The 22,935-nt window shown below is 60.0% G+C and carries 21 protein-coding genes and 2 pseudogenes; 11 read left to right on the forward strand and 12 right to left on the reverse strand.

The window, feature by feature from the left end; all coding sequences use genetic code 11:
- Positions 1 to 391 precede the first annotated feature (391 nt).
- Complete coding sequence (locus tag AC5RWU_RS11370) at positions 392 to 736, forward strand: DUF3846 domain-containing protein (RefSeq protein ID WP_494036992.1); 345 nt, start codon at positions 392 to 394, stop codon at positions 734 to 736.
- A gap of 119 nt (positions 737 to 855) precedes the next feature.
- On the forward strand, positions 856 to 1,101 hold the full coding sequence (locus AC5RWU_RS11375; RefSeq protein ID WP_494031883.1) for a helix-turn-helix domain-containing protein: 246 nt from the start codon (positions 856 to 858) through the stop codon (positions 1,099 to 1,101).
- Between the two features lie 166 nt (positions 1,102 to 1,267).
- Here AC5RWU_RS11375 and AC5RWU_RS11380 read toward each other — a convergent pair whose 3' ends face one another.
- The 3 genes from AC5RWU_RS11380 to AC5RWU_RS11390 form a co-directional block, all read right to left on the reverse strand.
- Positions 1,268 to 1,465 carry a hypothetical protein gene (locus AC5RWU_RS11380; protein WP_494031882.1) on the reverse strand — a complete coding sequence of 66 codons (198 nt, stop codon included), beginning with the start codon at positions 1,463 to 1,465 and terminating at the stop codon, positions 1,268 to 1,270.
- A gap of 161 nt (positions 1,466 to 1,626) precedes the next feature.
- Positions 1,627 to 1,911, reverse strand: a complete 285-nt coding sequence (locus tag AC5RWU_RS11385; RefSeq protein WP_494031881.1) for a DUF6504 family protein — start codon at positions 1,909 to 1,911, stop codon at positions 1,627 to 1,629.
- Positions 1,904 to 2,299, reverse strand: a complete 396-nt coding sequence (locus AC5RWU_RS11390) for a hypothetical protein (protein WP_494036993.1) — start codon at positions 2,297 to 2,299, stop codon at positions 1,904 to 1,906. Before AC5RWU_RS11390 ends, AC5RWU_RS11385 begins: the two co-directional genes overlap by 8 nt.
- A gap of 282 nt (positions 2,300 to 2,581) precedes the next feature.
- Between AC5RWU_RS11390 and AC5RWU_RS11395 the strand changes: the two genes are divergently transcribed.
- From AC5RWU_RS11395 to AC5RWU_RS11420, 6 genes are all read left to right on the forward strand, one after another.
- The gene (locus AC5RWU_RS11395; protein ID WP_494031879.1) at positions 2,582 to 2,851 is read left to right on the forward strand and encodes a glutaredoxin family protein; all 270 of its coding nucleotides are present in this window, start codon (positions 2,582 to 2,584) and stop codon (positions 2,849 to 2,851) included.
- 39 nt (positions 2,852 to 2,890) lie between these two features.
- On the forward strand, positions 2,891 to 3,409 hold the full coding sequence (gene ssb / locus AC5RWU_RS11400) for a single-stranded DNA-binding protein (protein ID WP_494031878.1): 519 nt from the start codon (positions 2,891 to 2,893) through the stop codon (positions 3,407 to 3,409).
- A 17-nt stretch (positions 3,410 to 3,426) separates the two neighbouring features.
- Entirely contained in the window at positions 3,427 to 3,672 is a 246-nt protein-coding gene (locus AC5RWU_RS11405) for a ParB family protein (RefSeq protein WP_494031877.1), read from the forward strand.
- Entirely contained in the window at positions 3,669 to 3,917 is a 249-nt protein-coding gene (locus tag AC5RWU_RS11410) for a helix-turn-helix domain-containing protein (protein WP_494031876.1), read from the forward strand. The genes AC5RWU_RS11405 and AC5RWU_RS11410 overlap by 4 nt, the downstream gene beginning before the upstream one ends.
- Positions 3,918 to 4,094: 177 nt before the next feature.
- Positions 4,095 to 4,238 carry a hypothetical protein gene (locus AC5RWU_RS11415; protein WP_494031875.1) on the forward strand — a complete coding sequence of 48 codons (144 nt, stop codon included), beginning with the start codon at positions 4,095 to 4,097 and terminating at the stop codon, positions 4,236 to 4,238.
- Between the two features lie 319 nt (positions 4,239 to 4,557).
- A complete protein-coding gene (locus AC5RWU_RS11420; RefSeq protein WP_494031874.1) occupies positions 4,558 to 4,701 on the forward strand; it encodes a hypothetical protein in 144 nt (47 codons plus the stop codon).
- A 510-nt stretch (positions 4,702 to 5,211) separates the two neighbouring features.
- Here the strand turns inward: AC5RWU_RS11420 and AC5RWU_RS11425 are convergent.
- The 5 genes from AC5RWU_RS11425 to AC5RWU_RS11445 form a co-directional block, all read right to left on the reverse strand.
- On the reverse strand, positions 5,212 to 6,324 hold the full coding sequence (locus AC5RWU_RS11425; protein WP_494031873.1) for an ImmA/IrrE family metallo-endopeptidase: 1,113 nt from the start codon (positions 6,322 to 6,324) through the stop codon (positions 5,212 to 5,214).
- Complete coding sequence (locus tag AC5RWU_RS11430) at positions 6,317 to 6,622, reverse strand: type II toxin-antitoxin system RelE/ParE family toxin (RefSeq protein WP_494031872.1); 306 nt, start codon at positions 6,620 to 6,622, stop codon at positions 6,317 to 6,319. Before AC5RWU_RS11430 ends, AC5RWU_RS11425 begins: the two co-directional genes overlap by 8 nt.
- Positions 6,623 to 7,037: 415 nt before the next feature.
- The gene (locus AC5RWU_RS11435) at positions 7,038 to 10,115 is read right to left on the reverse strand and encodes a type I restriction endonuclease subunit R (RefSeq protein ID WP_494031871.1); all 3,078 of its coding nucleotides are present in this window, start codon (positions 10,113 to 10,115) and stop codon (positions 7,038 to 7,040) included.
- Positions 10,116 to 10,220: 105 nt separating this feature from the next.
- The gene (locus tag AC5RWU_RS11440) at positions 10,221 to 11,510 is read right to left on the reverse strand and encodes a restriction endonuclease subunit S (protein ID WP_494031870.1); all 1,290 of its coding nucleotides are present in this window, start codon (positions 11,508 to 11,510) and stop codon (positions 10,221 to 10,223) included.
- Positions 11,507 to 13,477, reverse strand: coding sequence for a type I restriction-modification system subunit M (locus AC5RWU_RS11445; RefSeq protein ID WP_494031869.1), 1,971 nt, complete (start codon positions 13,475 to 13,477; stop codon positions 11,507 to 11,509). Before AC5RWU_RS11445 ends, AC5RWU_RS11440 begins: the two co-directional genes overlap by 4 nt.
- Before the next feature lie 655 nt (positions 13,478 to 14,132).
- On the opposite strand from AC5RWU_RS11445, the gene AC5RWU_RS11450 reads away from it, so the two are divergent.
- The gene (locus tag AC5RWU_RS11450) at positions 14,133 to 17,486 is read left to right on the forward strand and encodes an NACHT domain-containing protein (RefSeq protein WP_494036994.1); all 3,354 of its coding nucleotides are present in this window, start codon (positions 14,133 to 14,135) and stop codon (positions 17,484 to 17,486) included.
- Positions 17,487 to 17,709: 223 nt separating this feature from the next.
- On the opposite strand, the gene AC5RWU_RS11455 is transcribed toward AC5RWU_RS11450, so the two are convergent.
- Together AC5RWU_RS11455 and AC5RWU_RS11460 are read right to left on the reverse strand one after the other, a co-directional pair.
- Entirely contained in the window at positions 17,710 to 18,876 is a 1,167-nt protein-coding gene (locus tag AC5RWU_RS11455; protein ID WP_494031867.1) for a DUF4238 domain-containing protein, read from the reverse strand.
- Between the two features lie 41 nt (positions 18,877 to 18,917).
- Complete coding sequence (locus AC5RWU_RS11460) at positions 18,918 to 19,514, reverse strand: recombinase family protein (RefSeq protein ID WP_494031866.1); 597 nt, start codon at positions 19,512 to 19,514, stop codon at positions 18,918 to 18,920.
- 516 nt (positions 19,515 to 20,030) lie between these two features.
- On the opposite strand from AC5RWU_RS11460, the gene AC5RWU_RS11465 reads away from it, so the two are divergent.
- A complete protein-coding gene (locus AC5RWU_RS11465) occupies positions 20,031 to 21,119 on the forward strand; it encodes an NAD(P)-dependent alcohol dehydrogenase (RefSeq protein ID WP_494031865.1) in 1,089 nt (362 codons plus the stop codon).
- Between the two features lie 528 nt (positions 21,120 to 21,647).
- Positions 21,648 to 21,875 (forward strand): annotated as a pseudogene (locus tag AC5RWU_RS11470) (helix-turn-helix domain-containing protein); the annotation flags it as partial.
- Here AC5RWU_RS11470 and AC5RWU_RS11475 read toward each other — a convergent pair.
- Positions 21,869 to 22,192, reverse strand: a pseudogene (locus AC5RWU_RS11475) (IS110 family transposase); the annotation flags it as partial. The pseudogenes AC5RWU_RS11470 and AC5RWU_RS11475 sit on opposite strands and share 7 nt — an antisense overlap.
- A gap of 419 nt (positions 22,193 to 22,611) precedes the next feature.
- A complete protein-coding gene (locus tag AC5RWU_RS11480) occupies positions 22,612 to 22,926 on the reverse strand; it encodes a hypothetical protein (protein ID WP_494031864.1) in 315 nt (104 codons plus the stop codon).
- Positions 22,927 to 22,935: the final 9 nt, after the last annotated feature.

Below are 22,935 nucleotides of genomic sequence, written 5' to 3' on the forward strand. Positions count from 1 at the left end.
GTGAATCCGTGTATCTGTGCTCGGGGCGGGCGTGGAGGTCCGGGCTGTGGGGGAGCGGTCCTCGCTTCGCTCGGGCTGTTGCCGGCGGCTCCTTCGTCGCCGCCGGTCCTTCGTTTTTTGCTGCTGCCCTGCGGATCATACGCGCCGGCTCCGCGGTGTCCAGCCCCTCCTGCGTCGGGGCCAGGAACGGGGCAACTTTGCCGCACGCGCTTCGCTTCGCTCGCTTATTCCGCGCGGCAAACTTCCCCCGCCCGTGCCCTGCGGGTGGACACCGCTGCGTCCGGCGCATGAGCACTTCGTGCCAGCAGGCAAAAAACAACGGGGAAAGGCAGACGCTGGCCGGTACACCAACCGCTGACCCGCCCCCAATCCTCCGCAAAGGACACACACCATGAACACCAAAGCACTGATCATTCCCGCATCCCGCGCCGAAGCCGTCCGCCTCGAATACATTGACGCCGGGCTGGAGACCCTGCAGGAGCTGGTTGCCGGAAACATCGAAGCGGCCACCTACGGTCGGTGGCACGCCTACCTGAACGAGGAAGGCAAGATCCTCGGGCTGGCCCCGAACGTGCGCGCCACGCACCTGATGATCGAGGCCGGGATACCGTTCCACGACCTGATTGCCGGGACCGCAGTGTTCCTGGGCCACGGCGAGATGGGCGAGGAGACGGACGTGCCCGAAACGCTCGTGCGCATCGCCGAAGACCTCTTCGAGGTTCCGCTGAACGCCTAGCTATTCGGGACTTGCGGTGCCTGCCCTAGAGGGCAGGCACCGCAAGTCCTCAAAACTAGACTCAGATCCGGACGCCGGAACCGGCCGGGACCCTCGAACCCATCACGGAAAGAACGCCCATGACAGAACCGCGCCGCCCCCGGCGATTCCTGAAACTGGAAGACGTCCAGGACATCCTTAACATCTCCGCTTCCCAGGCCTACGCGCTTGTGCGCTCCGGAGAGATTCAGGCACTTCAGTTAGGGGGAAGGGGCATATGGCGTGTGGAAGAGGCAAAGCTGGAGGAGTTCATTGCCGCTGCCTACAGGAAGACCGCAGAGGCCATTGCCGGCGGCATGCCCGAGGATCAGCCCGAAGCCGACTAAAACTCTCAGACCGGTGGACAGGAATCAGCACCAAGGACGTCGAAGGGACACACCCATGGACCCGCCCCCCCCCGGATCGAGGCATCAGGACGCCGCCGAAGCGCTGAGGAGCGAACGCTACTACAGCTCTGCGACCCCGGCAGAAAAGATCGAATTCCTCCAATCCCTAGGCAAGGTTCTCCGGGAAGTCTGCTTCCACCTGGACAAATACAACGTCCTGCCCAAGGACGCCATGGAAGCCTTCCGCCAAGCCGCCGGAACCAGAATGCCGGCCCTCGAGACCAGGGCGGAGTTGATCCTCGCGAACACGCTGCAGCAGAAGATCCAGCAGCTTCGCGAGCAGATAGGCTGGAGACGACGCCATAGACTTACCGGCTGCACTGCTGTAGCCGGAACCAGACCCCTTTTTGCGGAGGGAAAACAAGGAAGGCCTGCCAGGCAACCGGCAGGCCTTCCGGCCTTTAATAGCTTAATGATCACCGGACGCGGTGACTGCCCCGTACTGGTACTTCAACCCGGTGCTCCTTACTGGTCGTCGCAGACCTGCACCACGCGCCAGGTGTCGGAGCCGGAGTCCCTGCGCAGCAGCAGGGTCCGCAGCGCGGAGCCGGCCAGGCGGACCTGGACCATCCAGTATTCGACCTCGATCACGGCCCCGGCGCCCAGGGCTGCCCGGCGCACATGGTTCCACCAGTCCCACCGGCCGAACCAGTGCTTCGGCTCGGCTGCGACCTGCCACACCCGGTCCCGCCAGCGCACCGCCAGCGGGAGCCCGGCGGTGGTGAAGCGCACCTGTACCGGTTCATCCATCGTTTCCGGCCCCAGGGGCGAGGCCGCCGGTACCGCTGCCGTCGTTGTCTCTGCTGTTGCTGCTGTCATGTGTTCGTGTCCTTTCGCCCAGTCCCTGGGCATTGAGCGGATCGGTGCGCCGGGTGACCGCGGACGCCCATACCCAGGTCGCCCGCCGGGCCGGCCCGTCATACCAGGTGACCCGCACCGCCCGGGAGGACCAGGTGAACGCTTCCCCGTCGACCAGCTCGGCACCGGCAGGGAAGCGGATCCACGCCCGCACCGGAATCCCCGGCACGACCGTGGTGGTGGGGTGATGCTCGAAATCCAGTTCCTCGGCGGTCAGCCCGATCGGTTCGGCCCGGCGTGCGTAGCGGGCCTGGATCCTTGCAAGTTCGTCCCGGCCCACACCATAATTAGAACACAACTACGAAAAGATAAAACCGGATTAGAATATGTGGATTTACCGAACGTCAGAGACACAGCCCGGTCCCGGCGGGGGAGCGGTCCAGTTGACGTCCGGTCCGCACGTTCCACCCGCCACGGGTTCCCGGACATACGAAAAATAACCCGAAAACCCCGGAAATAAGCGGTAGAACCCATAGTCATTCAGATGAATGAACACTAGAATGGAAGCACCAGCTCATCCAGACGAACGAAACCGAAACTGATACGAAACGCAGGACTGAACATGACTTCTTCAGACGAATACCGCCCGGTTCTCTACACCAAGCCCGGATGCTTCCCCTGCCGCAAGACGCTGCAGAAGTTCCAGGAAGCCGGCATTGAACCCCGGGTCGAAGACCTCAGCACGAATCCGGCCGCCCTGGAGTACGTCACCGAAGAGCTCGGCTACTCACAGGCGCCCATCGTCATCGTTGGCGATTTCCACTGGTCCGGCCTGGACCTGGACAACATCCAGCGCGCCATCGACTCACTTACCCGGAATTCCGTCCGGTAAACCGGCAGCGGGAACCAGCAGGAAAGGAAAACAGGACCCATGTCCGGTGAAACCACCATTACTGTCATCGGTAACCTCACCGCCGCCCCCGAACCCCATCTGGCCGCTTCCGGCGCCATGGTTGCCAGCTTCACGATCGCCTCCACCCCGCGGACCTTCGACCGCGACGGCAACGAATGGCAGGACGGCGAAACCCTTTTCCTTCGGGCTTCGGTCTGGGGGGAGGCGGCAAAGAACGCCGTCGCCTCCCTGAGCAAAGGAACGCGGGTTGTCGCCCATGGTGTCCTGAAGGTGCGCAGCTACGAAACCAAGAATGGAGAGAAGCGCACCGTCCAGGAACTCGAGATCGAAGAGCTCGGCGTCTCCGTTCGCTACAACCTTGTGACGCCCCATCGCGCCGAGCGCATGCCCCGGGCCGCCGAGGTGCCGGTGCGGATCCATCCGGTGGACGAGCTGGCCATCAGCCCGCGCCCCTACGATGACGACGAGGCCTGGTTCGGGAAAATCGCGAACCCGTCAGGAAACATCACCCCCAGGCCCGAAGATCCCGCCCGTTAGGGGCGGAAGGAGCGTTCATGAGCCGAAGCAAGCCGGCATCATTCACCCCGTACTTCACCGAGGAAGCGGCGGGACAGGTCAGAGCCGCCTTCCTGGCCGCCGGCCGGGCCGAAGGCTATGCCTCCGTCTCCGAACTGATCGAAGCGGCCACCCTGCGGGAGGTACGCCGACTGGCCCGCAAGTACAACGACGGCAGAAAATGGGATCCGGCCCCGCCCGGCTCCCTCCGCCCGGGACAGCGCACACGGGAAGAACAGCGATGACCGAGCAGAGGACGCCGGCCCGAAGGTTCCTCAAACTGACCGACGTGGCCGAGGAGCTGAACATCTCCAAAGCCCAGGCCTGTGCCCTGGTCCGCTCCGGAGACCTTTCCGTGATCCAGATTGGGGGCAGGGGGCAGTGGCGTACCGAGGCCCAAATCCTTGAACAGTACATCGCTGACGCCTATCGCAGGACCAAGGAGAACATCGCCCGCGGCCTGCCAGACGAAGCGCCCGAGGACGAATAGCGAATCATGACGTCACCGAACGCATTTACGCGCAAATAAATCGCCCCTTGCGGCGCTGGCTGCAGCAGAATCCGGACGACACCCAACAATCCTGACCGCCCCGTTCTGCGGCCGCGTGGCCTACATGACAGCGGCACCGTACCGGAGTGCGCCGGCTTCCGGCATAAGATCACCGGTGTGGTGAAGGTAATCGGCATCATCCGGCCGAAGGAAACACAAGAAATCGAAATCGAAGCCAACAGTTACACGGAAGGGCGCGAAGCACTCCTGGCCCAAATCCCCGAAGGCTGGGAACTGCTCTCAGCCATGCCCATCCGGTAACCGTCGGAGTACAGCCAAGGGCTGGAAGCGCCTGAGTATGTCCAGCGGCTGCCCAGCCAACATGGCGGTCCTGCACATGTGCGGCCTCTGGCGTTGGAAACACCTCAAAGGTGCGAGTGATGACGGTACCGGCCATGGTCAGGAGATTCCCCCGTCTCCGGGACCAGCCGGTGCCCACTCATTTAACCCCTCCAGGAACCGTCTGACGTAGGCGCTGTTATCGGCCCATGCCGGTGGCTGACTCTTTAAGGAGCCGGGTAGGGCCCGGAAGATGCGTGTCTAAGGGGTCGGGGCGTTCAGGCGCGTTTATGGTCAATTCATGGATAGGGACCAGGACTGTGAGCTGGAAGGGCAGACCTCGCTCAACGAGTTGCTCGACGAGCCGGTCGGTGTTAATCACATCCAGATGGTTTTGCCGATCTATGTGCAGCTGGGGCCGGGGGAATTCAGGCGTCTGTCCTGACGCGTGGCTGAACAGAATCAGGACCCTCTGACTTAGAGCCGGCAGTTATTCTGCACCATCACAGAGGAGACCTTCGAGAGAGCTGGAACGCGGCATCTACACGCCTCACTTCGAGCAGTCTCGGGCATCGGGGACCACTCCCACTGCTGCCGTCATATGCGCTGTTATCGGCGCTTTGCGGTGAGGCCTGGTGGGCGAAGGATCTAGTGCAGCCCCGCATGGTCAACCACGCAGCCAAACGGTGCTGGAACATCAAACCGGCCGCCGATCCCGACAGGCTGGCCCTGATACCGCAGTAGCAGGTTGCAGTGGCCCATAAACACGGGGGACTGCCCCCGGTTCAGTTGACTCCTGACTTGTGAGGATTCTGTCCTTGCAGGAAGGATGTTCCTGTGCCCAAGCCCTATCCCGTTGAGTTCCGCCGCGATGTCGTCGCCGTCGCCCGCAAGCATGAGACGCCGCTGGCGCAGATCGCCAAGGACTTAGGGAGCTGTCGGTGACGAAGCTGGTTTATTCGTCGCTATCGTTTATTCTCAGGCGCTTATATAGACGTCTACCGTTTTGATGGGGCCATATACGGTCATGATGCATTCGACCAACGACTATGCCCGGACAGACTCCGATAGATGAGGCAAATTCTTGAACGTCCCTTAGCGAACGCAGGCTGCGCAGGTGTTGCGCTCTTTCTGGCGGGATCAACGCATTGGAAGCAAAATCATCAGCCTCTGCTTCCAAGATAGACCCGCCGGCTCCGTCCTCTTTTTGAATGAACAGATCATTGTGAGGATGATGTAGAACATGGCCGAATTCGTGGAAAAGGGTAAACCAAAACTTACCGTCATCCGCTCCGCGTGTGGTCAGGGCAATGACCGGATGCCCGTCAATCCACTGGGTCGCCCCATAGGCACGAATGCCTTTGATCTCGCTTTTGTAGATGAGCCGGATTCCTACTTCGGCAAGCATCTGCGGAAGTAGGGACCCATATTCTTCTGGGGACTTGAGCGACAAGCTGCGAATGTTTGGTAGCAGCTCAAGGAAGGCATCTCTGTCAAAGCGGTTTTCCAGTGGGTCAAGACTGGCGAGCTCGAGCTCTATCAATCGCAGCCATACCTGAACTGCCGCAGAGTCGACAGGGTGTGCGGCGTCCTGGCGAAATGCGGCTAGGGGCTGTGCCCGCGATTTCAGGCCGTCCAGAGAGCCCACCGCAAAGAACCCCATGAGTTGCATGAGTAGAACTCCAGGTCGCCGCATCGTCTCAGTGATGATTTCCATCTGTCGGAGTTCCTTGACAGGGAATAGGGCGGCCACGTCTTTCTCGGCGGCGAGTTCAGCCTCGAGGCCAAGACGGGCGATATCAGCACGATAAGTAGCCTCGTAACTAAGCCAAATCCGCGCAGGAACGCCGGTTACGAGCTCGAGTTTCATGGCAACAGTCTCAGTCAATCGAGCGCCCGCAATCAGCTTACTCACGTGTTTAGGAGATACGTCCAAACGACGTGCCAACTCTGCCTGAGACATACCGTTTTCCTCAAGCCACTCTTCAATGAATTCACCGGTGGGGACGGCATAGTCGGTCTCAGCCGTTGCTAATTCAGTCATTTCATCCTCCCCATTGTCATCCATCGTGGTAATCCTCGATACTTTCAAGCCTAGCCACCAGCCCGTTCGTTCCGCTGCCGTCAAACGTTGCGACGAGCCGCCACCCTCCTTCGAGACTGGCAGCGAACTCTCCCTTGCGATCACCCTTAAGAGGGTGCCAATCACCGGGCCCCTGAAAGAGGTCCTCTATGGAGGCGGCAGATTCGACTTGCTTGATGCGCCGCCTGAGATATTTGACGCAGACCTGACCAAGTAGCTTCGTCGCTTCTCGGTTGTTTGTACATAATTTAGCTACCTCGGGCGTCTGATAGAGCAGCTTCAAGATGCTCCCTCATTACCTATCAGGTAACAGCATGCCACAAGACTTTGTTCCAGACTAGGTAGCGAAACGCCTCCGCACCATGACATTGATGACACCGGATGCCCTAACTCCGCGCTCATAGAACCACTCCCTGCAGTGGCAGTTTCCCCATGGCGCTGCCGTCCCCCAACTTAATACCCCAAAGGTATGCATAGACTCGACTAGGCCGTATCGGCCTAGTCGAGTCTATGTGAGGTAGCTGGACTTCATCGCCCAGCTACCTGCTGGGATACCAAGGTTTCGCCCTCTTGGCGGCGCTAGGCTTCCTCCCCGATGTCTCGCTTGGTCAGGTCCACGCACCCTTTCAAAAGGGTCACGGCCTAGCCGAGCGAGACTCTGCACAATGGCGGCTCCTCGTTGCTAAAGGCCGAGCGATCTATCTCTGTAGCTCCTCATAGACCAATTCACTCAGCATCTTGAGCAGCGCCGCCATTTTCGTCTTGTCGCCCAATGCCTGGAGGCTTAGGTTGTAGTGGCTGTCCATGGAGTTGGTGACTGCGTCGCTGACTGCTTTCTCCAGATGCGGGCTGCTCCCGAAGTGGTTTCGTGAGTTGTTCTGGGCTTGCTTCTGGAGTGTCTCGTTCTTGACGAGTTCGCGCCGCACCCCCTCGACGAAGTGCGCCACGGCGTCTAGTTCCTCACCTTCAAACGGCAGGTTGGCCTGCTGAATGATCTCTTCCCAGGTCGCTAGGACGGGGTCCTTCCCCTGCCCGGTCCCGACATCGGTCGGCGGTTTCAGGAGAGCATCGTCGCCCGATAGCTGCAGCTGCGCTTCGCCCTTATCCTTGAGCGCATACTTCGCCAGCACGACGCCGGAAAGATCCAACGCTACCTTCGCATCATTGACCCGTAGAACCGGCAGGAGGTGCTTGTAGTAGATTGAGCGTTTCTCCAGATCCGTGTCAGCGAAGTCCACGATCTGCGAGAGGAAGTCGTAGGCCCGGACGAATGAGCCGAGGTCTTTGCGGAACAGGTCCAGCTCGTCCTGCGCTGCCTTGTTGTCAGTGGCCACCGCGGTACTGTGCCGGGTGTTGAATCGGGACTTCGCGGGCGCGACCCAACCGGAGAGCGCATTATTGCCAGCTTCCAACACATAGGACTGAACGAGGCCGTCCACCTCGGACTCCGTGTAGATCTGTGCCGCATCAAGCTTGTTTTGAAGGTCGTGGACCACATTCGGGTCTGAGACGTCTTCCAGCGCTGCTTCACGGAAGTAAGGCTGGAAAGCCGCTAGGATCTCGTCCGGGTCGTTGACGAAGTCCAGCACGAACGTCTGGTCTTTACCGACAGCGGTGCGGTTCAGGCGGGAGAGCGTCTGAACTGCCGAGACCCCGGAGAGCTTCTTGTCCACGTACATCGCGACTAGCAGCGGCTGGTCAAACCCTGTCTGGAACTTGTTGGCCACCAGCATGATCTTGTACTCGTCGGTCGAGAAGGCCTCTGGCAGGGTGCGGCCTTTCAGCCCCGGATTCATGTTGATCTCGTTGAAGGTCTCGGGACCGGACTCGTCATCGTTCACGTCTCCGGAGAAGGCAACCAGAGTGCCCAAGCCGGAGTAGCCGGCGTCTTGAATGTACTTGTCGATAGCAAGCTTGTACCGAACGGCTTCCTTGCGGGAGCCCGTGACCACCATGGCCTTTGCCTTGCCGTCCAGGCGCCAGGCGACGTTGGCACGAAAGTGCTCCACGATCACCTGGACCTTCTGGCTGATGTTGTACGGGTGCAGCTTTACCCAGTTCATCAGCGACTTCAGCGCCTCAGACTTCTCCACCTTGGAGTCCTCGGAGTCGTATTCGCGGCCGTCATGTGCCAACCGGTAGGCCACCTTGTAGCTGGTGTAGTTCTGCAGCACGTCCAGGATGAAGCGCTCCTCGATGGCCTGCTGCATGGAGTACAGGTGGAAGGGTTGCGGCAGCCCGTCCGGACCCTTGCGGCCAAACAACTCCAGCGTCTTGGCCTTCGGCGTGGCGGTGAAGGCGAAGTAGCTGATGTTCTTCGCGTCTGCGCGTTCGGCCATTTCGGCGGCCAGGTAAGCTTCGATGTCGAAGTCTCCGCCGTCGTTAACATCCGCCAGTTCCTCCGCAGACAGGACTTTCTTCAGTTTGTTCGCAGTTGAACCGGTCTGGGAGGAGTGTGCCTCGTCCGCAATGATCGCGAAGTTCCGACCCTTCAGAGCCTGGAATTCGGCGATGGCCTTCAATGCGTACGGGAAGGTTTGGATAGTGACGATGATAATCGGCGTCCGTGCCACCAGAGCCGCGGTGAGTTCCGCGGACTTGGAGCCCGCGTTTCCTCGGATAGGCACTACGACGCCGGATTTGTGCTCGATCTGGTAGATCGCGTCCTGCAGCTGGGCGTCCAGGACAGTCCGGTCCGTCACGACGATCACCGAGTCGAAAAGCTTCTCATCGTCCGGACCGTGCAGGGAGCTGAGCTGATGCGCAGTCCAAGCAATGGAATTGGTCTTGCCAGAGCCGGCGGAGTGCTGCACGAGGTAGCGGTGGCCTGGCCCTTCCACCCTTGTGGCACCGATGAGCTTGTTGACCACGTCCCACTGATGATAACGGGGGAACAGCAAGGATTTGCTGACCTCACGCTCACCGGTGACAGGGTTGGTCTTGTCACTGACTTGAAGGTGTAGGAACTTGCCGATGATGTTCAGCCAGGAGTCTCGCTGCAGCACCTGTTCCCAAAGGTAGCTGGTTGCTGACCCCTTCGGGTTGACAGGGTTGCCGGCCCGGCCGTTGTCGCCAAGGTTGAAGGGCAGGAAATAGGTGTCCTTGCCCTTGAGCTCGGTGGTCATCTGAATTTCGTCGTTGCTGACAGCGAAGTGCACGAGGGCACGGCGGCCGAAGGACAGTAACGGCTCATCTTTGTTCTTACCGTTGCGGGGCAGTCGGTCCTTGCGGTACTGCTCGACGGCGTCGTTGATGTTCTGCGTGAAGTCCGTCTTGAGCTCGATTGTGGCCACAGGCAGGCCGTTGACGAACAGGACTAGATCGATGCTCTTCAAGGTATCCACAGTGGAGTAGTGGACCTGACGGATTACCCGTAGGCGAACCTTTCCATAACGCTCCAGTGTCACTGGATTCAGCCCCATGGCAGGCTTGAACTGGCACATCTCAAACTTCGCGGCGACGTCCTTGAAGCCGGTGCGCAGGACAGAGAGCATGCCTGCTTCCTTGGTCGCAGGCTTGTCCAGGACCTTGCAGAGCCGGTCCAGTAGCATCGACTTCGCCGCTGTGTGCTCGGCCGGTGAATCCCAGGGCTTGAGGACCTTGGCCAGCTGATCCGGCTGGGTGTCCCCAAGCCAGGCAAAGACATCCTCGGGGACAAGGGCTCGTGTGGCATCGTAGAGCTCACCGGCTTTGCGGTGCGGCTCGTAGATCCAGCCCTCGGCGGCGAGAGCCCGACAGATCTCTTCCTCAAAGGTCACTTCATTGTGTTGTGCCATATGGTCCCCCGAAAATAACTGTCGAATAAGTCTTTATCCAGCTTCTTCACGGCATGAGCGATGCCAGCCGTTGATGATCAATGAAGCCATGCCACTATGGCACTGTCATGGTTCGGTAACTCCTACTCGAACATCAATTTTGCCCGTGACAGCAGCGGAGATCAGTGCGGCACGTCGCTCATGTAAGAGTGCTACAGCTTCCTTCGATCGTCGCGTCAAGGTATCGATTCGGCCGGTAGCCGTATCGAGATGGTCGACGATGAGCAGCTGTTCCTCTTTTGGCGGGGCCACGAGGCGAAGTTCGATTAGTTTGCTTGCTTTGATCCCTAATGCAGTTGACCCTGTGGCCCGGGCCTCAAGCTGGCACTGAAAGTACGGCGAATTCATCGCATAAGCGGCGAAATCCGGGACCAACTCGTTCTTGGGCCGGAATTTGACCACTCGTTGGGCAAGGGCGATGTTTGGATCGTCCACTAGGGCGACATTCCCAAGCGGTGCCTCCATTGTCATCAGGATGTCACCGACAGCGGGCAGTCCCCGGCTCATGACTGTCTCATAATCCTCTGTCGCGATGTACTCGGCAGACGCTGAGTAATCGATAAAGCCTTTCTTTACATTCTTAGCAGTAACCAAGAAGATTCCATGATCGGTCTTCTGCGGAGTAGCGCCGCGGTAATCTACCCGGCCAGTCATGAAGTGGCACATTGGCTTCTCGGCCCAATGTACTGGAACCTCGCCGAGCCACGGGATGTTTGAGGGCTTGGTGGGGGCACACGGGTCGAGGCCTTTGGTGACGGCATGCGTAATGATGGCCTGGCGCTTCTCGGCGAGCAGGTCGATGAGAAGCTCCTGCTTGGCAATGAGGCCGTCTATTTGGGCAGTTTCATGGTCGAGGAACTTAGCTATCTGTGCTTGAACTTCGACGTCCGGGAACGGACGACGAATATTTGCGATGAAGTCCCAATTCGCGCGAGGCATCTTGGATCCAAAAGTTGAACCATTAACTAAGGTTATGAACTCTTGGCTTAGCGTTACGTAGTTTAGAAACTTCGGATTGGTTTTGGACGTCGGGCGCATAACGAAAAAATCACCGACTGCTTCGCCCGATCGGTCTGCTATCCAAGACTTGGCAAGATATGGTCTCAGCTTGCCGAAGAGAACGTCTCCTCGTTTAAACCTCACGCCGTCAGCGACAAACTCCGTTTCGGACTCGACAAATCGGCCGGTCCAACTTTCGATGTTCTCCAGGGCGACTGGATGGGTTTGTTCATCTGCGCGGTCACTGACGAGGCCGACAAAGGTCTTGATACGAGCGACTTCCCAGTCGATCGGTACTTCCGGAAGCCAATCAATCCCAGAACCTTTATATTCCGGGTAGGGCTGGAGCCTCGTCATTTTTCGACCTCGGCTAGCAGAGTAGTGATTTCGGAGATGAGCCTGTTGAGATCAGAGTCGATCTCGTCCAGCGATCTGGGTGCCACGTACTTGAAAAAATGCCGGGTGAAAGGGATCTCGTAGCCGACTCTGATTTTTGACTGGTCGAGCCAGGCATCGGGCACATGGGGGAGGACTTCCCGTTCGAAGTACTTCTGGATGTCCTCACCCAGGGGGACGTTTTCGGTGTCGCGAAGGTCCGTGTCGGCTTCGGGTGTCCCTTTCGGTCCTTTGCAGATGTCGGCGGTCTCGTCACGTTTGGAGAGTCCGGTGATTACGGCCTTCAGGAGCGGGGCAGCAGGTTTGAGGCCGACCTTGGCGAGCACCGACTTGAGGATCTTGAGGAAGGCTTCTCGGTTCTTGTGGATTTCAATAGGCTCGATCACAGCGGATCGGAGTGCTTTCTCCAGAAGCTGCCGGTCGTCGTCAGGCATTTTCTCGACTAACTTCTGCGACAGTACGGCGTCGATCCGATCTGGCGCGAACGCGAAGTTGAGTTTGAGCGGGCGCTCCACAGTGATGGTGGAGTAGCCGAAATCGCGGTTGTTGAAGATTTTGGACGTGTCGCCGTCGTCCTCAAAGGCCCCGTATAGGCTGACGATCTTGGCGATGTCTTTCGGGCCGAGCTCTTTGCGTTTGGAGCCGAGGCTCTTGCGCATCTTCTGAAAGAAGTCGACACCGTTTATGAGCTGGATCTTGCCGACTCGCTCCGGGTGCTTCGCTTTCTTGCTGTTTGAGAGGATCCAGATGTAGGTGGCGATGCCGGTGTTGTAGAACATGTCGGTGGGGAGGGCGATTACGGCCTCCACGAAGTCGTTCTCGATCAGATATCTGCGGATCTCCGACTCCCCGGAGCCCGCGCCGCCGGTGAACAGGGGTGAGCCGTTCAGGACGATGCCGATGCGTGAGCCGCCGTCCTGTGCCGGGCGCATCTTGCGCACGAGATGGAGCAGGAACAGTAGTGATCCGTCACTGACCCGGGGGAGGCCCGGGCCGAAGCGACCGTCGAAGCCGTGGAGCTCATGCTCTTTCTGGATCTGCGGCTGGATCTTCTTCCATTCCACGCCGAACGGCGGGTTGGAGAGCATGAAGTCGAACTGCTGGCCGATGTTCTGATCGTTGGCGAGGGTATCGCCGACGGAGATCTTGGAGATGTCCTGGCCCTTGATCAGCAGGTCCGACTTGCAGATGGCGTAGGACTCGTCGTTGATTTCCTGGCCATAAGCGACTAGGGAGGCGCTTGGGTTGAGCGAGTGGAGGTGTTCCTGGGCGACGGTGAGCATGCCGCCGGTCCCGGCGGTGGGGTCGTAGATGCTGCGGACGATGCCCTCTTTGGTGAGGACGTCGTCGTCGTAGTTCAGCAGTAGTTGGACCATGAGCTGGATGACCTCGCGTGGGGTGAAGTGCTCACCGGCGGTTTCGTTGGAGGCTTCAGCGAAGCGGCGGATGAGTTCCTCGAACATGAGGCCCATTTCGATGTTGCTGATGGTTTCCGGGTGGAGATCGATCGCCGCGAAGTCCTTGGTGACGTGGTAGAGCAGGTCCGCGCTGTCCAGCTTCTCGAGCGTCTTGTAGAACTCGAAGCGCTCGAAAATATCCCTGGTGTTCTCCGAGAAGCCCTGCACGTAGTTGAGGATGTTTGCCTTGATGTTCGTGGGGTCATCGAGCAGCTTGGCGAAACTGAACTTGGAGGTATTGAAGAAGCTGTGACCAGACGCCTTCTGTAGGAAGGTATCCAGCGGGATGTTCAGATCTTTCTTCGCTTCCTGCTCGGCGAGGACGGCATTTTTCGTGGCGTCCAGGACGCAGTCCAGGCGACGGAGGATAGTGAACGGGAGGATCACCGAGCCATACTGCGCCGGTTTGTAGGTGCCGCGCAAAATATTCGCGATGCTCCACACTAGGTTGGCATTGTTGTTGTCGGCCACTGCTCCCACTTCCTTGCTGCACACAGCGGGGTGACATGCGGCCGTGGCTGTCCAGTCCAGCGCAGGATCCTCATTTGCTGTGCAGCGTTCATCGCTCTCGCACGTACTTGCCTTGAATTGTATGGGGGAGGGAGGACAGCCACTGAAACGATAATTACGAGCCAAATCCAAAGGACAACCGAGCTGCTCATGCACAGCCATACCTGCATCAACGAAATACCTCCATAGTCAGCGAAACCCAAGGCTCACGTAGAACCCGATGGCGACAGCTTCTGGTTATGAAGGCCTACGATGCATTGTCAAAAACGGTGGATACCGGTGGAGATTTTTGTGTCTCCCTCAGGTGAGTTCTCGATGGTCCTTACAGGTGTCAGAACCGGGCGCCGAAAACTACGTGTCATGTTGTCGTCTTGGGACGGTTTCTGCGCGGGCAGTCTGGCCGCGGCAGTCCTCTCGGGCAGTGACCGAGGATCAGTCCCACGAACCTTTCGGTCCGCTCCGAAACACGGATTTCTGTCTTTCTGTATTTCTGTGAATCTGTGGGCTTTCTGGTGCAGTGCTCAGGCGGCTATGGCGCAGTCGGCAGTGTGCGTGTCGGGCTTCGAAGACGTGGGCATGTGGGTGAGATCATGGTGAGTCAGAATCAGAAGGAAGGGTGCCGTTGCCTGACAGCCGCCACAAGTATCTTTACGAGCGCCTCGGAGATCACGACTTCCAGCAACTCGTCGCTGCCCTGCTCACTGAGCGTTTCCCTGATTTCGTGCCGCTTCCGCTTCGACAGGCCGATGGAGGGCGCGACGGTGTTCGCATCTCACCTGAGCGCCTACTGATTTACCAGGTCAAGTGGTCCGTAACAGGTAACGAGAAAGACCCGGTGTCTTGGCTGGACGCAACAATCACCCAGGAAGCCGAGAAGATCCATCGTTTCGCATCGGAGGGCGCGAAGAAGTACATCATCGTCACGAACGTTCCGAGTACAGGACGACGGGAGACGGGGACCTTCGACAAGCTCAACGAGAAGCTTGAGAGGCATTCAAAAGACTTCGGCATCGAAATGAGCGCTCTTTGGCGTGAGGCCCTCAACTCCATGGTTGATGCGGCGCCAAACGAGCTTAAGTGGGCCTATGCCGACATGCTCGCGGGGTGGGACCTCGTTCGGTATCTCATTAGCGAAGACGCGGAATCCCGACGGGACTCCGGTCTCCGCGACCTTCTGGGCAAAGTCGCTGCCGCGCAATGGGACGAGGACGAAAGCATCAAGTTCAGCCAAGTCGAATTGGACCGCGAACGTCTGTCCGACCTGTTCGTGGATGTGCCGGCAGAGCGAATCCACCTGCCTCGTCGGGCACATGGGCTCGCTTGGGATGCCACCAGGCTCGGCGGTGCCGCAGCCTACCTCACCGGAACGTCACCGTATCCTTTCACGCTCGTCAGAGGAGCACCTGGACAAGGGAAGTCCACACTTGGCCAGTTCGTCTGCCAATCCTTTCGCGCTGCTTTCATGCCCAAGGGCGCATCACCTACCGATCTTCCCGTGATCAAGAATCCCCGGTTTCCGCTGCGATTCGACCTCGATGACTATGCGGCATGGATGCAGGGATTCGATGTCTTCGATCAGTCGGAGGCTACCAAGGTCAAGAAGGGCAAGAAGCGGGCAGCGGCGGAGGCGAGCATCGAGTGCTTCCTGGCCGAACTGATGTCACACCTCAGCGGGAACAATTCGGTGAGTGCCTCCGATGTCCAGGAAATCTTCGACCGCGTGCCGAGTTTGGTCGTGCTCGACGGACTGGACGAGGTCGGTAGCGTTGCCGCACGCAAGAGGGTCGTTCGCGAGATCGGACTGTTTTGTTCTCGCGGGAAGTCATATGCGGTTGCCCCCAAGGTCGTTGTTACCTCGCGCCCTAACTCTGCGGGCCTTCCGGAGCCCGACCCGGACATGTTCGAGGTCATCTCGCTCATCCCTATGGACGCGGCCTTGCGCGATCAGTACCTCCGCAAGTGGTGCAGCGTGCACAACGTCCGAGGGAACGACAGCCGGACCCTGCGCCGGAACTTTAATGAGAAAACCCGTGAGCCGTATATCGGGGAACTCGCAGCGAATCCGATGCAGCTGACGATTTTGTTGTTCCTGCTCCGGCAGCACGGCGACGCCACTCCGAGCCAGCGCACGGAACTCTATGACGCATACATGGCCATGCTGTTGGCCCGGGAGGCGAATAAGCATCCCGAGTCTGTCCGGAAACATCGGGCGGAACTCATGGAAATCATTCCGTTCCTTGGCTGGTACCTCCAGTCCAGGGCTGAAGAGCACGGCCACAGCGGACGAATGACAGATGCCGAAGTCACGGCTGCCATGAAGCACTTCCAGAAGACCTACGGCAAACCCGAAAACGTTGTTGATGAGCTTTTTGAGGCTGCCACCGATCGGTTGTGGGCGCTCACCAGCAAGGAGGAGGGACACTTCGAGTTCGAGGTGCTGTCGCTTCGCGAGTACTTCGCGGCTCGGTACCTGTACACGTATGCAGGCGAGGGCGACCACCGGTTCGACCGCACGCTGGTGCTCCGGGAACTGCTCCGCAGGCCTTACTGGCTCAATACCACCCGCTTCTATGGCGGCAATGCTGCCGGCGCTGACATCTACGCGATGCAGGCAGGAATCATGCATGAGCTCGTTGCCAACTCGTCGAAGCAGGTTCGCGTAGCGGCGTGGAGCCTCATAACCGATGGGGTGTTCAACAGCCGGCCAATAGAGGCAGCCGCCATTGTCGACGCATTGACCGACGACCTCGGTGGGCGTCTGCTCCTTTCAGCACTTGACGGTAAAGAGATCACGGCATTGCCGGAGACCGGCCACGCCGGCGCGGCATGGCAGCGTCTCACAGCATCCATCGCTGGAAGCCCTGAGGATCCCAATAATCACGTACGGGTGCGTGTGCTTCGCGAGCTGCTTGGGCAACGACGCCAGTTTGCAACCTGGTGGGTCGAACGGCTGAAAGAAGCAGTGGGCAAGGACCATGAGATCGCGTGGCTGAAGATCGGGGCGGCTGGTGAGGTCGCCGCCGGCGAGATCATCGACATCCCCGGCCTGTCCGCGGAAAACGGCCAGCGCGCACAGCTGATCCTCAACACCGGTGCTGTCCCGAAGGAAGGCAGCAACCTTGAAACCCAACTCATCCAAGCGGTCCTTAACGGGCTGTGCTGCCAGACGACTTCAGTCCGCTCAGAACCCGCCCGCATCGCGGTTGCGCTTAACCCCGCGGACTTCTATTCCTTCGACGGAAGCACGCCGCCCCGCACCGTAGACACCTCGCCGGACCGCCGTTCACAGGCTATCCAGCACCTCCGTAAGTCCGGATCTCCTTATGCCCGCATCGCAGGACTTCGACGCTTCCGACGGGGCGAGAAGGGAAGCACCTTCCCCTGGGCAAACACCTCCGCGGCACTCTTCGAACATGCCGGCCGCTGCTGGCTCGTCACAGAGCTGGCCGTCATCGGTGCCGCCTCGCCTCTTCAAAACGGATACAAACTGGCGCCAGGTACCGAAGCACTGGGACCGGCCAGTCACCCAGCAACACTCATTGCGGAAACACGAGCCAACCGAAACAACGTCACATGGTGGCGCGACCGACTTAAGGCCTGCGATGACGAACTGTCGAACGCCGAATGGGCGTTCGCGTTGTGGGGAGTCGCGGAAGGCCCCGTGATCGATGAGCTGTTGCCAGAGCTTGAGCACGTCCTCAACCGTCTGCCAGCCCGATTGCAGGCCGTCGTCCGCAGCGCCGCCCTCCGCCTCGGTGAATCTGGCCTCCTGGCGCGACGAGAAGTCACTGCCGTAGCCACTAGCATTTTGGTGTCTGGATTACTAGCTGCCCGTTATTCTTCCAAAGAAGCATCTAGAAATAGTGCAAATGCATCGTCCATCCCCGCTGCCAAACAGCCGGAACCGCTTGCAGTTGTCGCCCGCAGGGAAAAATGGCTCAAGGTTGATCAGACCGCGACATACCGATAGCCGCTGATGATCGCTGGTTGACCGTCGTGTTGATGATTACTCGGTTTAGCCGCACCGTCTCGTAAAGCCGCGACCAAGACAACGCCCTCACGCTTGTTCTGGGCGGGATGATTGGGGCCAGACGTGTAACTTTTGTCGATAATGGCGGGGTTTTGCATCGGTATTCGGCGGGAGCATAACCCGGCGTGCACAGCAGGGAGGTCGAACGCCGGTCGTTGACGGTTCAGAACACTGCTTGCTTATACCAACGTTCTACAGGCCACGGAGGAGGAGCCGCTGAATCTTTCCACCTGGAGGGGGTGTGAAAACTAACTAAGGACCGGGAACCGTCTCCTTCGATTGGATGTTCAATGACTTCCAGAGCGACGGAAGCATGCGGGACCGACAGCGCCTCCGACATTCTTCGACTTGGAATCTCGAAGGCCAGCCTATGGCTATTGGCAAGCACCTCGTGGTTGATCTCCACGATTTCACCGGCCGTCAGATCTCCGAGCCAATGCGGTAGGGGAGGATGCTTGAACATTGCCAACAGGGCATCTGGCGCCAATGGGAAGAGCATCACCCACGCATCGGCGACACCCGTCCTCACAGCCCGCGAAGTGTCGGGCCCGCCGATAGGCACAACTGGTTCATCGCAGGTTAGGAGCAGGCGCGGTGTCCGGTAGATCACCCAATGTCGCCTAAAGAGCTCTTCGGCTACCGGCAGGGCAGCCAGGAACGACTGTGAGACGGCGGCCGCTGTTTGCTGCTCGATGCGGACAGAGCCATCGCGAACGCCAGCAATGTACTCCTTCACCTCCGACATTCGTTCTTGGCTAGGAGGCAGCCCGTCTTCCCCGATCAACGCGCCAAGCTTCTCGTCGCTGATGTCGCCATACTGCAGGAGAAAGGACTCCCGAACGATCGCATGGCTCCGTTCCCTGGAGTCAGTCCCCCTAACGTGCTGGAAACCCAGAAAAACCGCCAGATTGTCCTTGGGGGATGGATCTGTGCCAGCCAAGCCGTGCTGCAGCACCTCGTCGATCGCTTGCTTGCCCAAGGCTTCGATCTCCGATAGCTGTGTCTCTGCGAATAGAGGAGGCACCACTGCCGGATCCAGATCTTCTGAGGCCATGCTGTAGAAGTCTGTAATCCGAGCAGCCTTTTCTGCAGCTGACGTCCAGGAGAGACCTTCATCCACTTTGGTGATGCGGAGTTGTTTGTTTTCCGTCCATCTCCGCAGATACGAGGCGGGAACAACATGATGCTTCCTTGGCGCGGTCTTTTCATTCTTGCGTGCCTTCGCCACGAGCGCCTGTATCTCAGGGGCGTCCACGTCCTCCTGCGCGTTGCCGAATGATGCTTCCCGCCTCTTGGCGTCCTCCTTCGCGGCAGCGATCAGTCTCTCCAACTCCGAAGTCGCTGGTACAGGTTTGCCTCGCCGGCGCGAACTCATTTTCCCGTGCCCCCGTCGTCGGCAGGAGTGCGCTGCACGATGCGGTACACCGTGCTGCGGGCGACCTTGAAGAGCTCGGCGATTTCGGCGGTGGTGTGCTGTCCTCCCTTATATAGGGAGACGAGGTGGGCTTCCTGGCTCCTGGTGAGTTTGGGCTGTTTGCCGCGCAGGCGGCCCTTGGCTTTGGCGACCTGCATGCCTTCGCGGGTGCGGGCCCGGATGAGGTCGGATTCGAATTCGGCGACCATGGCCAGGACGTTGAAGAGCAGCCGGCCGACCGGGTCGGTGGGGTCGTGGACGGATCCGCCGATGCTTAGCTTCACTTTTTTCCTGGTGAGCTCTTCGACGATGTCGCGGGCGTCGGGCAGGGAGCGGGCGAGCCGGTCGAGCTTGGTGATGACCAGGGTGTCGCCGGCGCGGACGGCGGCCAGGGCCTCGCGCAGGCCGGGCCGGTCGCGGGTGGTTCCGGTCATTCCATGGTCGGTATAGATCCTGTCTGCCGGTACGCCGAGGGCGGCGAGTCCGTTCTTCTGGGCGGTGAGGTCCTGCTCGTTGGTCGAGACGCGGGCGTAGCCGACGATGTGGGCGGTCATGGAGGTAACTGTAGCGGTTAGGGTACCTTCACCGGGCTTTTTTGCGGGCGGGATATATGCGAATCCGAAGTTCCAGTATTTATATGAGATTTTTTCTGCCGAGGGGAGGGGTCTGGGGTGTCGCGGTGAAGGACCGGCTTATGCGGCAAGGGTTGGAAGATGCTCTTGGGCCAATTCCAATAGTGCCGATGCTCGCGGTCTCGATGCCCTGAGTTCTCTTTGCTGGGCCGGCTAGATTCTGCATGCAGTTACCTGAGGCAACTACTGATAACCGTGCATATGCAATCTCGAACTTTTCAATGCGTTGAGGCGGTTGACCCTGCCTCTGGGATCAGCGTCCGGTGGGGCGGCGGGGAGCACGCCTATTGTCAGAATCCGACAGGAGCTTCCGGGCTGGTCGGCTCGCGGTGGTCATCACTGCCGCCGAACCAGCGGGCATGAGACGGTTGAGGTAGGTATCCGCGCCATCGCGTGGGCCTGTCCTGTGTGTTGGTCCCGGATCAAGGAGGAGTACCCATGAAGGTCACAGCCGCTGTCGTGCGCGAGACGGGCGCACCGCTTTCAGTTGAAGAGCTGGAGCTCGCCGAGCTCCAGCCCGATGAGGTGAGGGTCCGCATGGTCGCCACCGGTATCTGCCACACGGATTCGACTGCCCGCGATGGGGCTTATCCCCTCCAGTGGCCTGCGGTGCTCGGTCACGAGGGCGCTGGTGTTGTGGAGGATGTGGGAATAGCGGTGACGAGCGTCGCGGTCGGTGACCACGTGGTGCTGGCGCCGGCATCGTGCGGTACGTGCAAGCAGTGCCGCCGCGGGGAGATGGCGTACTGCGAGCATTACATCGCCATCAATCTCAGTGGTCGCCGCACCGCGCTCTCGGCCGAGGGTGAATCCGTGGCCTCGCACTTCTTCGGCCAGTCGTCCTTCTCGTCGTATGCGAACGTGCTGGAGCGCAGCGTGGTCAAGGTCGACCCCGAGGTTCCGCTGGAGATGCTCGCCCCACTGGGGTGCGGGTTGCAGACCGGGGCTGGGGCGGTGCTCAATGAGCTGCGGCCGGAGGCGGCAACATCGCTGGCGGTGATCGGTGCGGGGGCGGTGGGCTCGGCGGCGATCATGGCCGCCAAGATCGCCGGCTGCACGACGGTGGTCGCGGTGGATCTGCATGACAATCGCCTCGAGACGGCCCTCGAACTCGGCGCGACCCACACCATCAACTCCGCGAAGACGGACATGGGCGAGGAGCTGGACCGCATCACCGGCGGGGAGGGTGTGGACTACATCGTCGACACGACCTCCGTGCCCGCGGTGCTCAACCAGGCTGCTCGGGCGCTGGCGTTCCGCGGCACCCTGGTGGCCGTGGGCAACACGACCTTCGGCACCGAGGCGCCGTTCGAGATCGGCGAGTCCCAGGTCAAGGGATGGACGTTGAAAATGAACGTCCAGGGCAGCTCGGTGTACCAGGTCTTCATTCCGCGCCTGATCGAGCTGTGGAAGCAGGGACGGTTCCCCTACGACAAGCTGGTCAAGACCTACCCCTTCGCCGACATAAATCAGGGATTCGAGGACTCAGCCAACGGTTCCACGATCAAGCCGATCCTTCTCTTCTGACCGGCTGAGTCCCCGCCCCGACAGGCGAGACCGTAGCCGGTCCGAGCCGCTGAGCTACAGGCAATGGTCTACCGATAGTGCTCTGTACGCGGTTCCCAACGACCCAAATAATCCGGCCGGAAGCTGCGCGCTGAGGCCTGGTACCCTTCGACATTGATCGGAAATGAATCCGAGCCAATGCGAGTCTGGCGTCCATCTTCCGGCCCGGTAAAGATCCCTAATGGACGGCTGACGGGGACCCTTGTTCATTCAGGTTCAGTCCACCGGTCGACATATCGCGACCAGCGTTCAGAACTCGACCTAGTAGCTGTAGCCGAGTGCGTCGGCGATCAGTGGCGGCGGCGTGACGGAGAGGTGTTCGCCCGGCCACAGCGCTGGAAGTAGAAGCCGACGCGTGAACGCCTTAGGCAACCTCACTAGTGTATGAACCATTAGCACTGGGGCCTTGTCGATGACGGTCGAAAAGTGAGCCATTGTGACGGTTGAAAACTGAGCCACCTGTTCCGAACGATTGGACGGGTGATCACAGTGGAGGATTGGGCGCTGATTCGGCGGTTGCATCTGGCCGAGGGCGAGTCGATGAGGTCGATAGCGGAGCGGTTGGGGATCTCCAGGAATACCGTCGCGAAGGCGGTGAAGTCGGAGGGCCCGCCGAGGTATGAGCGGGTGTCCGGGGAGTCTGCGATCAAATCGGTGGAGCCGAGGATCCGTGTGCTGCTGAAGGAGTATCCCAGGATGCCGGCGACGGTGATCGCGGCGTCCTTGGCGTCGGTTTTGCCGTTGCCGCGGTAGGTTTGGGCGGCTGCGCTGACGGTGCGGCCGGGCAGATAGATGACCTGCTGGGCGTGGGCAGTCAGGACGCTGATGAGTAGGGCTGCGCCACCGCGATTCATGTCGGTCGCCCACATAATCTGCCCGTCGTTGGCGAGTCCGGAGACTTCGGCGATTAGGTCCAGGATCTCAGTCTCGTCGTTGGCGATCTTTTTCGAGAGCAAGCGGTCTCCGGCCTCGTTGATCACCACGCAGTGGTGGTGGCTCTTGCCTGCGTCGATTCCGGCCCACAGGTGCTGCATGCCTTTCCTTTCGTCAGGGGATTCCTCAGCCCCGGCAGACGACTACGCCGGCGTGTCCTTACATAGCGATCAGTTCGCATATCTCAATCAGCGGTCGCATCGTTGCGGGACGCCGGGCGGCCAATCACTCGAAGCCATCGGCGGCAAAGGATATGCAAGCCATACCCGGCGTCCCTGGGGTGGTCGAGAGCTTACGGCGACTCTCAATCCACACCAAATCAAGGTAAGGAGGATATGCCGCGAAAGCCGCCGGGGAAGGATTGCCAAGAGAGGAGCGGCGCGTACGCTTCCATCGCTGAAAGGCAACAGGTTGTTGCATCAGGACACGGAAGACCCCGGCCCGCCAGGGCCGGGGTCTTCCTCCGCTTCGGTTGTCTTTAGACCAGGGACACCGGGGGCGCCGGCTGTGGACGGGTGGGTCAGATGGTGGCGGCTTCCGGGGGAACGGCTGCGGTGTCCGAGGCAGCCGGGGTCTGGCGCCGGGCGCGGCGGGTGACGCGCTGCTTCTTGGCCGGTTCGGTGAAGCCGACCTTTTTGAGTTCCTCGGGAGTCCAGCCGGCGGTGAGGGCGGCCTGGTAGCGGCGAGCGTCCTCGTTCTCGGCGGCAGCCAATGCCTGTTGGGCTTCGGTGACGGCGTGCCGGCTTTTGGCCAGTTCGCGGATGACGTCCATGCGTCCGTTGAGGATCCGCTGGGCTTCCTGTTCGATGCGTTCGGTGTCCAGGTATGCGCTCATGGACCCCAT

The organism is Arthrobacter sp. B0427-1-12, assembly GCF_059092905.1.

Coding starts and splice junctions, on each gene's coding strand:
- AC5RWU_RS11460 (WP_494031866.1), bottom strand. CDS start 19,514: ATGACCGCCCACATCGTCGGCTACGCCCGCGTCTCGACCAACGAGCAG.
- AC5RWU_RS11425 (WP_494031873.1), bottom strand. CDS start 6,324: ATGGATGACAATGGGGAGGATGAAATGACTGAATTAGCAACGGCTGAG.
- ssb (WP_494031878.1), top strand. CDS start 2,891: ATGTCCGGTGAAACCACCATTACTGTCATCGGTAACCTCACCGCCGCC.
- AC5RWU_RS11440 (WP_494031870.1), bottom strand. CDS start 11,510: ATGACGAGGCTCCAGCCCTACCCGGAATATAAAGGTTCTGGGATTGAT.
- AC5RWU_RS11480 (WP_494031864.1), bottom strand. CDS start 22,926: ATGAGCGCATACCTGGACACCGAACGCATCGAACAGGAAGCCCAGCGG.
- AC5RWU_RS11370 (WP_494036992.1), top strand. CDS start 392: ATGAACACCAAAGCACTGATCATTCCCGCATCCCGCGCCGAAGCCGTC.
- AC5RWU_RS11385 (WP_494031881.1), bottom strand. CDS start 1,911: ATGGATGAACCGGTACAGGTGCGCTTCACCACCGCCGGGCTCCCGCTG.
- AC5RWU_RS11420 (WP_494031874.1), top strand. CDS start 4,558: ATGGATAGGGACCAGGACTGTGAGCTGGAAGGGCAGACCTCGCTCAAC.
- AC5RWU_RS11465 (WP_494031865.1), top strand. CDS start 20,031: ATGAAGGTCACAGCCGCTGTCGTGCGCGAGACGGGCGCACCGCTTTCA.
- AC5RWU_RS11435 (WP_494031871.1), bottom strand. CDS start 10,115: ATGGCACAACACAATGAAGTGACCTTTGAGGAAGAGATCTGTCGGGCT.
- AC5RWU_RS11395 (WP_494031879.1), top strand. CDS start 2,582: ATGACTTCTTCAGACGAATACCGCCCGGTTCTCTACACCAAGCCCGGA.
- AC5RWU_RS11410 (WP_494031876.1), top strand. CDS start 3,669: ATGACCGAGCAGAGGACGCCGGCCCGAAGGTTCCTCAAACTGACCGAC.
- AC5RWU_RS11405 (WP_494031877.1), top strand. CDS start 3,427: ATGAGCCGAAGCAAGCCGGCATCATTCACCCCGTACTTCACCGAGGAA.
- AC5RWU_RS11380 (WP_494031882.1), bottom strand. CDS start 1,465: ATGGCGTCGTCTCCAGCCTATCTGCTCGCGAAGCTGCTGGATCTTCTG.
- AC5RWU_RS11375 (WP_494031883.1), top strand. CDS start 856: ATGACAGAACCGCGCCGCCCCCGGCGATTCCTGAAACTGGAAGACGTC.